This is a genomic window from Butyrivibrio sp. DSM 10294 (genome assembly GCF_028539135.1).
Classification (GTDB): Bacteria; Bacillota; Clostridia; order Lachnospirales; family Lachnospiraceae; genus Butyrivibrio.
In genome coordinates this window covers 1-14,313 of record NZ_JANSWL010000088.1, presented here as the reverse complement: position 1 = coordinate 14,313, position 14,313 = coordinate 1, and the positions used below count along the sequence as shown (strand labels likewise).

Here is a 14,313-nt window from a genome sequence, read left to right as displayed (position 1 = left end):
CGTCTTATCTGTCAGATGATACTATCTCAAGGTTTATCTCTCCCGGATAACATAGCACATCCTGACGCGGATAAATATCAAATTCCTTTAGCTGTGCCAGGTTATTGTTCTCCGAAAACAGAGATAATTCATACACGTATTCCACGCATTCAAGATCCTCGATACCGTGAAATACATCCTCAAACTGCAGCTTATCGCCAAAGTTGTGATCGGAGTTTATATAATCCAGAATAGTGCGTATTCTCTCGATTATCTGCTTCCTGCAGTCCAAATAATGTCTTTTAACATAGACTGTGCACTTGACTCCCACCGGAACAAAGGAGGGCTTGATTATCATGAACTTGGAGGTGATAAGCCTCCTGTCCTCAAGTCTTGCCTTTACCCTGTCAATGTAGATATTGGACAGCTTCGGAAAAGTCTCATCGGACTCCGGAAGGATCACCAGTCTTACCAGATTCTCGTTCTCTGACATGATTGCCTTGGCCTTTTTGATGCACAGGCCCGGGGTTGTTATGGCCAGCTTCTCGTAATCCGCTGCGGTGACTGCCCTGTAGGGAGTTCTCATATCCATAAGGAACCTCTCCCTCACCTGATCCAGATTCTCTCTGAAGCACCCGCCTGTGGCAGCACCGGGATTATAGAAATGAATACCGCTGTCACCCTCGATGGACAGTCTGTTTCCGGCGGTTATGTTTCCCAGATTGCCGGCGGTAACCGAAACACCACCCATGAAGAGATCCGCATCTATGAAATCTCCGGCATCCTCTATGATTATTCTCCCATCTCCCTCAAGAAGGTGATAATAGAGGGCTCCGTCAGCTTTTTTCTCAGGTCTTACAAAATCGTAGAGATAGCCGTTCTCATCCTTTCTTCGTGCTATCAGGAAAAAGGTCTCGTGAACAATCTTCTTTATCGGAAGCTGTATCTCCTGATCATCGTAACCTATTACCTTACCTACGTTATAGCGCCGCATTACCTCTTCGCTGTAGAGGATTACTCTGACTGCGTCCTTTACCTTTATGGGAGCGTAGCCGTGCTTTTCTTCCGAAAAAGTAAAACTTACGCTTCCGTCATCGTTTTTTTCGTAGTTAACAAATCGTCCATTTCTGTAATCTTCGGTTGTGAGCTCGTATCTTCTGTAGGAAGAGCCCTTGTTCTCCTTTCCGAAGATGAGGTAATGTACATCCTCACCAATGGGCGATGTAACCTTTATAAGATCGTTTTTGTTGGAGGTGGTGCTGAAGGACCTGGTATCCTTCTGCCAGACCTCAAACAAAAATCCGAACACATTTGTTATCTTGGGGACAATATCATAGTCGGCTCTTTTTAAGGTGGCCCTTATGCAATAGCCCTTTTGCGGCGCTTCATCACAGATCTCCGGTTTCCTGTCAGGAAGGGCAACTCTGATCTCACCGCTGTTTACAAAGGCATTGGTAAAATCCCTTGCACTTATCTTTACAAACCCCTCTGCGGTGTAGCACTCCCATTCAAGGTCGGCGAATATGTGCTCAAGTCTGTCCACTGTCTTGTTTCGATAGGACTTCTCCACCATTTTTATATATAGGATTATCTCTTTAAGAGCTGCTATATCACCGTCAATAATGAAATACACACTGTTTCCGGCTTTTGGCGAATCCCCGAAGAGCTTGGCGGGAACGCTGATCTCTTTGTCCAACACATAGCTTATATCCCTGAACTCTCCGCCGCTACATGCGAATACATCTGTGATCCTGCCGCAGCCAACGGAAATATCCTTATTTGTTTCGAAGCAAAGGTCGCCTATATGGAACCTCTGTCCGGCTCTGAGGATCCCGGGCCGTGTGATCTCTTCATCCGAGAGAAGCACTCTTGCACACTTTCCTCTGGCGGGAACGAAACCTGCCATCTTAAGCAGTGCCATTTTTGCTCTGTAGCTTAAGTTGACGATCTCAGCTCCCTGCAATGCGGAAAAAGCCGTGAGATTCTCAATTATGGTAATACCGGGATCGGAGGCATTATAATTGGTCCATTCGGAAGACCTGATGGGGAGCTCCCTCATCACATCTTCCATCCTCTCTTCATAGGTTCTGCCCTTTAAATCCTCAACATTCAGCATTCTTTCGTCCTGCCCATCTTTTATTTATTGGTAACAATAACCTTGTGATTGCCGCTTCTTGTAACCATAAAGGGTGTCAGCTTGATATCCTTGGCATCCACTTCATGTTCCCCTTCGCAGTCCACGTACCTGGCCGTGATGGTGATTCTCTGGATAACCGCTCTGCTCCTCAGTACTCCCAGTCTCATAAGTATCTGTGACTGCTTGGGGAGCGTTCCAATGGCCCAGCCCTCATGCTCCGGACTTGATACGGGATTCAGATATTCAGCCAACACATTCTTGGCTTCATTCTGAACCTCAAAGCTGTCATCCATATCCATGACCATAGCCCAGACATTTACTGAAATATCCACAAATATAGGCTCCACGATATGGAGGTTTTCTTCAGTGACCGTAAGCTCGCAGTTCTTAAGTATTTCCTTCTTAAGCCCCCCTGCGATCCTGTGATAGGAAAAGGCTCCGTCTGCGAAATCCTTCATCAAAAGAACTACAGAGATATCCGAAGGATTAACCACACCGTCTATGGTCTCTCCCACCACTACCTTAACCTTGTCTATGCTGTCCGAGTACTCCATTACAAATCTGATGTAATCATTCTCGGATACCAGGCGCCATCTGGAATTCATGATGCCTGCGCACCTCATAAGAGCGTGGTCCATAGTCTCCAGATTGCTGCCGCCATGGGCTCTTATGGGATTGGACACGGAATCTATAAACGGCGCTGCACCCACCAGATCCGTTATCATTCCTTCAGCGAGATTGCCGTATTCGCCGTCGGTACTTCTGATTCTTGCCTTAAAGGCTATATCGTCGGTAACTCTTGGAATATCGCACTTGGCTCCGTCGGAAAAGACTATATTGCCCCGCATTCTGTCTATGCGATAGCTTCTTCTGTCCACGGCGTCGTCGAAGCTTTCAACCTCGTTCCACAGTACGTAAAAAGCGGATATTCTTCCCAGGAAATCATACTCGGCCCTTACTCTTTCCGGCTCCTGGGCCATTAGTCTGTCCATTTCCTCTTTTCTTGTATAACCTCTTTCATTGACCCATACATAAGCGTCAAGGATATTCTGAGCCCCCAGAGCCACCGTCATATTGGGCATGACCTCTTCGATGTAGTAATCGTTCTCATCGCTGGTCTGCACATTGGTGACTATCACTGCATTAAGACAGAGTCTTACGATATGCGGAAGGAAAATATCGCTAAAATCACTCTTCTGGGCCCTGCTCCTCTTTAGCTTGATCCAGTAGAGATTGTTGCCCTCAAGGCTGCACTCCTGCATATCGGAGGGTGGAAGAAACATCAATGTTCCGGACCTTGTGAAGTCCTCTGTGAGATCCGTAAACCTCATCTGGGCAAAGCCTGTGGGACTATAGTATTCAAGGTTGCATCTCACCGCGTTCTGATTGCTGGAATCTGCCAGCTGGAAATAGATGCTTATGGGGCCGTCGGTGAGCTTTTTATCAAGTCCGATAAAAAGTGCATCCTCATGGTAATCTATCCCCGAAAAAGCCGTGAAGGGCTTATTTGATGTAAGTGCGTAGGTAATGTCTTCCTTGGTGGTTCCTGCTATTTTCTCCAGTTTACTGGGTGATACAAACTTACCCTCATAGGAATATGTTATCTTTAGCTTTTCTATTGTCGGATAAGTATGAAGCGCCGGGCGAAGGTAGCAGTTGTCGGATTTGGTTATCCTCATTCGAAGACATCTTCCGCTGTAGGGACCACTCTCTGATTCCTCCCAGTCCGAGGGGCAGATAAAGGAGAGCTTGTAATTTCCATCCTCACAGTTTACGAACAGTCCTTCGTATTCGGAGTCGCATTTAAGCTTCTTCCAGCCGATTCCGTTGAAGTATTCGATGGAAATCTCATCCACAACCGCCGCTGCCTGGGCATCAAGAGGAGTCTTCTTTGGCTTTAACTTGATGATGGCAAGCTCTGCGTCCTCCTGCTCCGGTGTAAGTCTTATATGATTTTCCTTAAAGGACACCCTGAAATCCAGAAATACTCTAGCTTCTCTCTTGGAAAAGCAGGGATTGTGGCCTATGTAGCACTCGTTATACACAGAGAGTGTGTCCGAGAAGGGCTCAAATTTCTCGGAATTTAATTCAACAGCTCCGTCTCCCACATACTCAGGAGCTCTGCTGTCACCGGCCGCTGAAATCTGAATGTTCTCAATCTCCAGATAATCGGTCATTATCTCCTGACACTCCAGGATCACCGCCGACATCTCAGTGCCTCCCACCCTGACTTTATTGGAGGGCTTGCTCTTTATAAGCTCATAGGTCATTCCGTCCTCAAGGAGCTTTACACTGTCAAATTCCGTAAAACTCTTTTTCTCGGGATATTTAAACAAAAACTCTTTTTTCTCGATTCTTTCTATAAGAGCCTTTGCTCCTTCCAGTCTTACATATATCGGTTCGTTCACACCTTCCAGAAGTCTGTCGTGGTATATGATGAGTACGCTCTTTCCGACATTTTGCTTTTCGCCAAAAAGTGTAAAAGGCTTGATCTTGAAGCTCTCATCCAGAGGTTCCAATGTATGGGTGCTCTGGCTTTCTCCTTCCTGGGGCTCCTCCGTCAGATCCTTTTCCATTATTATGTCCTGAGTCGGGATTATCTGAGGTACCGCAATGTCTCCGTAGATAGGGGTGAGAGACCCTTTTTCCGCATCTGTCATAAATGCGCATTTGATCCTGGACTCGGTGACATAGAGATTTCTTTCTGTCTCATATATCACAAAACCCGAATCGGTATAGGGCGAATCCGCGGTAAGCCTTGTCCCCTTCGGCACCTGGGTTCCCATAATGGAATTGCCGTCAAGGTTAAAGATGACCATGCTGGCTGCAGGCTGTGCCGGTCTTAAGTTGGAGTCCAGCATATTTACGAACTCCATGTGATATCGCTCAGGCATCTGACTCATGAGACGATTGTTCTCCTCCAGCTGCCTTGCGAATATCTGTGCTATCACGGAGCCTGCGTCGGGATTGTATCTGTTAAATCTCCACTCAGGTGTATAGCTTTTTGCCAGTCTTTCTATTCTGTTTTCAATCTCTTCGATAGATTGTGGTTTGAATGCATTGTTCATAGGTTACTCTTCCATGTCGATTATTAGAGGCTCGTAGTATTCTTCTTCCTCAGAGGGTTCAGGTTCCGCATTCATGTAGAAGGGGAATACCATATTGTCAGTCTGATTGGTCTCTGCAAGTGTATAGTCGATATTTATCAGAATATATCCCTGCTGTGCCTGCATTTCGGTTGTGATATTAACATCCGATATTCTCGGCTCCTGTGTCAGGACGCTCTCTTCAAGCTCTCTTTTCATAATAGTAAGCTCTGTGAGATTCATGTCCATGAATACGTAAGAGGCGCTCCTTGTACCGAAGGAGGGTCTTGTAAGTCTCTCGGTAACCTGCGTCATCAGTATCAGATACACCGATTCCTTCACCGACTGCTTCCCTGCGCTCATCTTAAAGCGCCCCGTTGCCGGGTCTATCTGGATTGGAAAAGTAACTCCGGTACCCAAAAATGTCTGTTCCATACATTTCCTCCATATCACTAGCCAAGCTTAACCGGTGTTCCCTCAACTGATACGGGACCGGAGCTTGAAAGCTTAAGCATTGAATTACCGTTTGCCGAGACGTTACCGCCTTCAATAGTAACTCTGTTGTTTGATTTGAGCTCTGCGGTATTGGTGGCTTCTACCTTGACCTTGGTGGCTTCAAGTGTAACGGTTCCATTACTTCCGTTCATGAAGAGCTTAATGTTGTCTCCCACCCTAACGGTCAGCTTCTGTGCGGCAAGTACTGTCATCTGGCCGTCTTCCGTCTTAATCTCTATCTTGTTGTTTCCATCTTTATCGGAGAGAAGGATCAACTTCTTTTCATTGTCCATCTGGAACTTGTGATTATCCTTGGCAGTTGTGATGGTTATCCTGTCGTTATCTCCCTCTCCTTCGTGATTGTCGATAATATCTATTTTGTTGCCGTTTCTGGACTGTATCCTTTTTATATCATTATTCTCATCAAAAGCCTTGCTCATGAAGGTGGAATTGGTCTTTGGAACCGCCCCTATCACAAAGCCCCTCTCGATATTCCCCTGCTCGAAGATGACGATCACCTGATCCCCAACCTCGGGAATAAAATACTCTCCCCACTTCTGTCCGCCGTAGGGAAGGGCCATCCTTGCCCACACCAGCTTGTTTTCCTCATAGTCCCTGGTCGTGATGTTTACCTGAACAAAGCCCTGTTTCTCTTTCTCATAGTTCTTGGTCACGGTACAGACCAGAGCTCCCATTATTCTGTTATCGCCCATGGCACTTTTTTCTACCTGGTGCCTGGCTACTTCGTCGACCACATCAAAAAACGGCATTTTGTCTTCCCCCGGTTACTTATAATGTTGATGCCTTTCCTTCTATTTCTGTCAAAAACTTTCCGCCCAAGGTGTAGGTGTGGTGCACATCCGTTATGTAATACTTGTTGGACAGTGCATCTCCGAAACCTTTGAGGGTGATGAATCTTCCCGGTACTATCTCCGGAATTCCCACGATGGTCATTCTGATACTTCCCAGTCTGTAGGACATTTCCTCCAAAAGGTAATTTGCTCTCGTCTCAGCATCGGCCTGAGTGTTTATTGTGGAATCTATATACACATAGGACTGTCCCGAAACAATGGGCTTTGCCTTGCCTCCCAGTGAAAACTTTCCGTTGTTTTTCTTTTTGACCTCAATCTTGCTGGCCTTACCTATATCAAGGGTTCTTACCTTAACTTCACCGGGAAGTCCCGTTATGTCATAGCTGATATCGTAGGTAATAATAATATTTGAGGGAAAGAATTCCGCCAGCTCCTGCGTGTTGGCTTTGGCCTTTCGAAATACAATATTTCCGCCCACCGAGAAGAACTCATAATTAAACTTCTTGGCCGCCTTGCAGACGAAATCATAGTCGCTTTCAGCCACCATCTCGATCCTAAGGTCCACTGAATTGTCCTGCTGTGTACCTCCCGGCGGCTTATCCGGAGTATCGGTGACATCGATGCTGGTAATGACCTCATTGTTCTGAAGAGTCTGATAAGGAGACTGATTCAGTATCTCCTTGACGGCATCGCTGTAATAGCTTGCTTTGAGCCTCTTTGAACTGTTGTTGGCCATCATGATTCCCTTGACATCCATGGCCGTTACCTTGACGTTAATGTCCATAGGCGACTCATCGTTGTAGGAAAACTCAATTCTTGCTACATAGCCCCTGAACACCTCCGTCATATCTGCGGAGTAACCCATGAGAATCTTCACAGGGATCCCCAGAATAAGGTATTTCTTGGTCTTTCCCACCGAAAAGGCTCCTGTATCCGGATCGTACATGCCCGCAATTGAAAAGGAAGCAATGCTTGCCTTCAGATCGCTGGTGATCTGTACATCCACATCCACTATGGAAAGATTCATCTTCTTATCCTGTATCGGATCCTGATCACCAAGATAAATCCTTACGGAAGGATAGTAAAAATTCTTATATCTTTTGTATAAGCTTTCAAAATCAAGTGCTGCCATATTCCCCCACAATCACAAATGCTATTCTCCGAAACTGCTTTTATATACTTTTCTCCAATGCTTTTCGGAGGATGGCAATTCTTCTTTATCCAAAAGTACTATTCCTATGCTGATCACTGCCCTGCAGGGAGTCCCGTCCACATTAAACATGGTATACTCCGCATTTACACTATGGACCAGCCCTTCATAGATCATGTCTCCCCAGACAAATCTGCAAAGACGTTTGCTCTTATCTCTTACTATTGCTGTCAGAGCCTCCACGTCCTTTTGCACCGAGTACGCATCGGGATCATTTTTGAAGGCCATCTTAAGCCCCTGTTTAACAAGTGAAGTCTGCCCCAGAGTGTATTTTTCAGCAAAAAAAGCTTCCTTTACATCAGCTTTATCCAATACAAGCTTGAGGTTCATATCAATACGGGAGTTGGCTGCCGCCATACGGCTTGATGGCTTTGGCCTTCAGTATTTACCAAGCTTTGGAGGTATGGGGATATTATTGGCATCTCTGGGAATCTCCTTCGGCGCTTTGTCCTCTCTCTTTTTTCCGAAATCCTGTATAGGCACTTCTTCACCGCCATAGCCGTTTATGGTGATGTCCTCAGGATTAAACTGAACATGGTATCTGTACCATTGAACCTTTTCCACGTCGATGAATTCGCCTTCCTGAGCATTATCCTCTCCGACGGCATCTTTAAGCTTGCCCTTGGCATTATTTACGGCATCCTTGACCGTATCAATATTGAACTTACCGACGCCGGAAAAGCCAGTTTTCGTGCCGTTACTTGGTCTGGGAGCATTTGCTTCCTTGGGCATTATTCCGGAAAAATCGCATATTTCAAGAACAGCCTTTTCATTTATTCCTATAGCTCCCTTAACGGAGTCTGCCGCGTATCCTAAAAAATCCATAGACTCTGCATCCTATCTTTTTTAAAGATTTAAATTGAGGAAGTTGTTGTTGGTCAGAGCATCAAAAGTACTTCTCTTGCCAACCGCGCCCTTATCAAATTTTGCATAAAATGCCTTATCCCAGTAATCCTGTTTGTAGACCAGCTCACCGTTTTTGCTGGCTTCCTGAGTTATCTCCAGATGCACAGTTCCTCTGACAGGATTGCCTCTTGTGTTGAACATGGTGAAATGATTGTTTACGTTCGTAAGAGTTCCGCGAAAATGCATCTTCGCCCAGCTAAAGATCACCTGCTGCGCATGACAGCTTGAAATGAGTGATAAAAGAGCATCCATTCTCTTTCTCACCGAATGCCCATCAAGTCCATGGGTGGTCAGATCCTTGGCCTTGTTGTAGACATTTCCCACATTGGGAGTAAGATTCTCCAGCATGAAGGCATCCGCCGGATCCATGTCATCAAAGACCAGGTCAAATGACAATTTGCTCTTTCCCGTAAAATTTGCAACCTCCATGTGATTCAGACCACTTGCGTTATTGAAATTCTGCTGTTTACCGGTAAGAGAATAAAGTCTTATTGTAGCAGGATTGTACTGAACTGACATTTTTATGAATTTATTAGTATCGGAAGACTCTTCATATATTTTGTCAGTGGTTTTTTTGCTGCCCCAGCCGGATGCTTTTTTGAGCATCTCGCCGGCACTTGCCGCAACCTTGTCTGATTTACTGAGCTTCTCCACCAGTTTATTCGCTTCATTGCCGATATCTGTCAAGGTCACCTGGCTGTACAGATCGGGCTTTAGGATATATAGAACTGCTTTCTGTGTCGCATTATCGGAAAGAATTCCCGTAGCATCCTGAAGTAATCCCATTCACATACCTCCTTTTATCAATAGCCGCGCCTTGCTTTCTCATTTCTCATCTGTCTTTCTATCTTGTTCATAACCCGGTTGCTGATGGTATTCATTTCTGACTGGATCTTGCTGTCTATCATTCTCTGAATATTCACTGCATTTATCTGTTCAGAGACATTACTGTTAGTAATAACCTCTCTGGAGTTTATGTAATTATTGGAGGTTATCACGTCGGACTTAACGTCCTCCTTGATCTGCTTTGAGATATTATGCTGCATGAGCTGAAGCTGTTCGTTGATCTCATCGCTGGTAAGGCTCTCCTGATATTTATGAATCGTCTCAACGGGCCTTATATTGGCGTGTTCCTCAGTAAGAACCTCGCCTCTGTCAAGTCTTACTCTTGCTCTTTCAGCCTTAATCTCCTCAGAAGCTTCGATCTTACCCTCTTTTTCAGGCTCCGGAGAAGGTTCCGACGCATGGTTGATGTCGTAGATGAGCTCACCCACTTCTGCGGTTCTAAGGCCCTCAGGAGTCTCCGGGTTCTCCTCATTTCTCTGATACTTTTCAAGAAGTCTGTAGATCTCGTAGGACTGCTCCGGGAAAATATCCTTTATACGGGAGAGGATTTCCTTTTCCCTGGTGCTTCGGATCTCCTTCTCATGATTCAGGGTCTCCATGAGCTTCTCGGGGGACTCCAGTGTAAGAGCTGCTACCTGTCTTGTCTTTTCGAAGGGCAGCTTTCTTGGTCCGCTCTCTTCAAGGCTCTCCCTTATCTTGCTGATCTCCTCTATGTATTTGGTCCTTCTCTGCTCATTCAGGGCCTCAATCCTGTTGACACTCTCGGTTATCTTCCTGATATCGGCATCTGTAACATTATCGCCTTCCTTTACCGGAGGGTTCTCTGTCTCTGACGGCTCCACCGAGATTTCCGAAGAAGGGATAGTATCGCTCTCAGCTACAGGTTTATATAACTCATAGCCTGAGCCGCTCTCCACATAGCCGGAGGTCCTCTTTTCACCTTCACTTCTTATCTGCCGGATATAGTCTCTGACGTTTTCCCTGGTCATAGTCAGGGACTGCATCTCTTTGGTGTTTTCTTTGATAAGAGCTATCAGCTCGTTCCTGTTTATAAAAAGGTTACTTCCTTCGGCCTGTCCTTCTTCCTCAGTGACTCTTTCGAAAATAAGCTCTGCTCTTTCGAAAGGCGCCTTCGTATTTTTACCGGAAGAAGAAATCTCTTCGGACTCACCTGCTCCCGGTAGTTCCCGTTGATCTTCTTCAAAGAAAACAGTGACCATCTCGGGAGTAATTCCCAGCTCTGTGATAATCTCCTTTATTCTTTGCGTTTTTTCCTCGGAAACCTTAACCTTCTTACTTTCCTTTAAAAGCTTGATAAGCTCCTGCTTCCTGTCGGTTTCGGCCTTGACTGTAGTAGTGAGCTTTTCCAATGCTTCCAGCTCATGGAAGGTTATGGTATCAAGGTAGTATTTCTTATCTTTATTTGTTATCTCCATGGAACTTCGAATATAGTTCTTTATAAGTTCCAGATTCTCCAGTGAAAAATCTGCGCTCTCTTCGCCTCCAAGAAGCTGGATCAGCTGAAGATTTTCACTCATTAGCACGGTATTCTCAAATATGTCCCCGGAAGGTGCAGCACCTTCGATGATATTGGAATATCTGTTTAGTATCTCCTGTATATTATTGCCTGCCGCAACCTCATCTCTGAGGAAGAGAGCTGCTTTTTTGAGTTCCTCAGCTCCCCTTATTTCTTCTATGGTTACGTTGCTGTCACCAATGATGAAATTTTTGATGATCTCGGGATTTTCAATCTGCTCTGATACAGCTTCTTTTCCCGTAATGAGGTTTATGAGCTGAATCACGCTGTTACTAAAGCTATTGCTCTGTGTTAAACTGTACTGCTCTTTGCTGCCGCCGTAGAGACTGAGATACCGGTTAAGAATCTCTCTGGTCTCTTCATCTTCGTGGATCTCATTTCGAAGGAAGGTGACTGCATTTCTGATCTCTTCGCTGCTCTCTCCGGCTTCGCCGCTGCTGATAAGTCCCTGAATGTTATTTTCCGTTATCAGCTTTCGGATAAACTCGTTTATAATATCCGTGCTATTCATGGACTCAATATATTCGGAGAGGACTTTATATATGTCACCGGATTGTCCTGCGGTCTCCAGGATCTTTTCCGATATAGTCCTTATGGTCTCGCTGTCAGACACCTGTCCCAGTATCCTTAAGACCTCCAGCTGAAGCCTTGTAAGCTCCTTTTTCTCAGATGTGACTTCACCGGTTCTGTAGCTGAAGGAAGCGCTGTTATATTCTTCAAGAAGCTGGCCGGTTCTGCTGCTGTAAACGGTGAGCTGATCGATCATTTCCTGAATGCTCTCTATGTCAATTCTGGAGAGCTCATTCATAGTGGCATAGTCAAAGAGACGGAACTCGTTACTGATCTGACTTTCATTTACATTGATAACCTGCCTGGATATCTCGTTCTTTATCTGTGATGCTCCGATATTGGTTATCAGCTTGGTGACAATCTCATCGGAGGCCTTATAGAAGGTATCCTCAAACTTAAAATATGTATTCCTGTCAAAGTAGAACTTGTCAAAACCGGTTCTGTATATATTTTGCAGAAGTCTCATGAGAACTGCGCTGCTGATCTCATTTCTCACATTCTCGGCAGAGGTTATAAAGCTCTCAAGCTCCTCCTCATAGGTATTGGTATTAAGAAGGACAAGATTGCTGTCTCCGGGGAAAACCCTTTCTCTCATCACTGAAAGAAGAAGGTTCTGGGCTGCGTAGGTCTGATCTGATATGGAGTACTCTGCCTTTTCCATCTCATTGTAGTTCTCGGAGCGGTTGAAATTGGAAACTATCTGATAAATAGCACCCGTGCTTAATCTGTCAAAAATTGTGTTGAAGAGGTAATTCTCCCTTTCCTTCTGAAGTCTTTCCCTCTCGCTTATTCTTTCTCTCTCAAGGGCGTTTAAAGCAGTTTCACCGGATTTTGTCTCGCCTTCTCCTTCGCTGCCTTCGTAGCGAATCTCTGCGTTTCTTACATTAGTTACGCTGATGTTTTCAGCTCTTGATTCATTATTGGAAACAGATACATCAGTGACATATTTCTGATTTTCTCTGTCAAGGAGCTGTCTTTCCGTGGTCCTTCGGCTCTCGTTGTAGTTGTTCACCGCCTCCAGCATAGTGCGCAGATTCTCGCTTTTTTCCAGATATAGATTGATCAGAGCATTTACATCCCTTGTCTGCTGTGACATCTCATAAAAAGCGTTCATGAATTTGTGATCGTCTCTTATGCCCAGTCTGTATAAGGAATCCGTGATAAATACTCTGTCCTGGTAAGTAAGATTAACTGACGCAGAGGCAACTATGCGGTTCAAAACATTGTTTAGAATCTCAACCTTGTTGTAGTTGTTCTCGTTTCTTACGGACTGATTAAGGACACTTGATATTCCCTCCCCCTCAGTTACATAGATCTCAGGAGGAGTGTTAGTGATATGAAGCAGGTCCTCTTCGTCGACGCGGGTCTCCATCAGAGAGTAGTTGCCCATGATCCTGTGATAGAAATTCTCTGAACATTTGACGTATGAAGTTTTCGCTGTAATCTCTAATGGAGCCTTGATCGTCAACATAGGTTATGTCCTTATCGTTTTTGTTTTATTTTTTGGAAAGAGCTTCTGCCATCAGCGCTCTTCTCGTGGGTGGCCAGATGACCTGAGGAGCTCTCTCGCTGTCCTTTGGAGAAACTTTGGCGTACTTATTCTTGGTGCCGTCCTTTTGCATCTCATACTGAGGTTTCTGTTCAGCCTTTTCCGAATCTGTTTTGGACTTAGTCGCATATTTAGCCGAAGTATTGTCCTTCTTCATTTCGTACTGAGGCTTCTGCTCCGGTTTCTCGGAATCCTTCTTGGACTTCTCCGCATACTTGGCATTAGCATTGTCCTTGCTCATCTCGTACTGAGCTTTTTCTTCGGGCTTCTCGGAATCCTTCTTGGACTTCTCCGCATACTTGACATTAGCATTGTCCTTGCTCATCTCGTACTGAGCTTTTTCTTCGGGCTTCTCGGAATCCTTCTTGGACTTCTCTGCATATTTTGCCGTTGCGTTATCCTTCTTCATCTCATACTGAGGCTTTTCTTCAGGCTTCTCGGAATCCTTCTTGGACTTCTCTGCGTACTTGGCAGTTGCGTTGTCCTTCTTCATCTCGTACTGAGGCTTTTCTTCAGGCTTCTCGGAATCCTTCTTGGACTTCTCTGCATATTTGGCAGTTGCATTATCCTTACTCATCTCGTACTGAGGCTTTTCTTCGGGTTTCTCGGAATCCTTCTTGGACTTCTCTGCGTATTTGGCAGTTGCATTATCCTTACTCATCTCGTACTGAGGCTTTTCTTCGGGTTTCTCGGAATCCTTCTTGGACTTCTCTGCGTATTTGGCAGTTGCATTATCCTTACTCATCTCGTACTGAGGTTTTTCTTCGGGCTTCTCGGAATCCTTCTTGGACTTCTCTGCGTATTTGGCAGTTGCGTTGTCCTTCTTCATCTCGTACTGAGGCTTCTCTTCTGGTTTCTCCGAGTCCTTCTTGGACTTCTCTGCGTATTTGGCAGTTGCATTATCCTTACTCATCTCGTACTGAGGCTTCTCTTCAGGTTTCTCGGGATCCTTCTTGGACTTCTCTGCGTATTTGGCAGTTGCATTGTCCTTGCTCATCTCATACTGAGGTTTTTCTTCAGGCTTTTCCGAATCCTTTATGGACTTCTCAGCATATTTATTTGTTGCCTGATCCTTCTTCATCTCATACTGAGGCTTCTCTTCAGGCTTCTCCGGATCCTTCTTGGACATTTCCGCATATTTGTTATACGTATCGTCCTTGCTCATCTCATACTGAGGTTTTTCTTC

Annotated in this window: 10 protein-coding genes; all 10 read right to left on the bottom strand. The window is 45.3% G+C overall.

Annotation, left to right across the window (positions count from 1 at the left end; genetic code table 11):
* Positions 1 to 4: 4 nt before the first annotated feature.
* Positions 5 to 2,095, bottom strand: coding sequence for a baseplate J/gp47 family protein (locus tag NXH67_RS16215; RefSeq protein WP_272798063.1), 2,091 nt, complete (start codon positions 2,093 to 2,095; stop codon positions 5 to 7).
* A gap of 20 nt (positions 2,096 to 2,115) precedes the next feature.
* Positions 2,116 to 5,184, bottom strand: coding sequence for a hypothetical protein (locus NXH67_RS16210; RefSeq protein ID WP_272798062.1), 3,069 nt, complete (start codon positions 5,182 to 5,184; stop codon positions 2,116 to 2,118).
* Between the two features lie 3 nt (positions 5,185 to 5,187).
* Positions 5,188 to 5,637 (bottom strand): GPW/gp25 family protein, encoded by a 450-nt coding sequence (locus NXH67_RS16205; RefSeq protein WP_022777297.1) that lies wholly within the window; start codon positions 5,635 to 5,637, stop codon positions 5,188 to 5,190.
* Positions 5,638 to 5,654: 17 nt separating this feature from the next.
* The gene (locus tag NXH67_RS16200; RefSeq protein ID WP_022777298.1) at positions 5,655 to 6,467 is read right to left on the bottom strand and encodes a phage baseplate assembly protein V; all 813 of its coding nucleotides are present in this window, start codon (positions 6,465 to 6,467) and stop codon (positions 5,655 to 5,657) included.
* A gap of 19 nt (positions 6,468 to 6,486) precedes the next feature.
* Entirely contained in the window at positions 6,487 to 7,641 is a 1,155-nt protein-coding gene (locus NXH67_RS16195; RefSeq protein ID WP_272798061.1) for a phage late control D family protein, read from the bottom strand.
* A 21-nt stretch (positions 7,642 to 7,662) separates the two neighbouring features.
* Positions 7,663 to 8,076 (bottom strand): CIS tube protein, encoded by a 414-nt coding sequence (locus NXH67_RS16190; protein WP_272798060.1) that lies wholly within the window; start codon positions 8,074 to 8,076, stop codon positions 7,663 to 7,665.
* Positions 8,077 to 8,097: 21 nt separating this feature from the next.
* On the bottom strand, positions 8,098 to 8,544 hold the full coding sequence (locus tag NXH67_RS16185; protein ID WP_272798059.1) for a hypothetical protein: 447 nt from the start codon (positions 8,542 to 8,544) through the stop codon (positions 8,098 to 8,100).
* A 21-nt stretch (positions 8,545 to 8,565) separates the two neighbouring features.
* Complete coding sequence (locus tag NXH67_RS16180) at positions 8,566 to 9,411, bottom strand: CIS tube protein (RefSeq protein ID WP_022777301.1); 846 nt, start codon at positions 9,409 to 9,411, stop codon at positions 8,566 to 8,568.
* A 17-nt stretch (positions 9,412 to 9,428) separates the two neighbouring features.
* Positions 9,429 to 13,049 (bottom strand): hypothetical protein, encoded by a 3,621-nt coding sequence (locus NXH67_RS16175; RefSeq protein WP_272798058.1) that lies wholly within the window; start codon positions 13,047 to 13,049, stop codon positions 9,429 to 9,431.
* Between the two features lie 25 nt (positions 13,050 to 13,074).
* Positions 13,075 to 14,313: hypothetical protein (locus NXH67_RS16170; RefSeq protein WP_272798057.1), on the bottom strand; the 1,239-nt coding region annotated here is incomplete at its 5' end.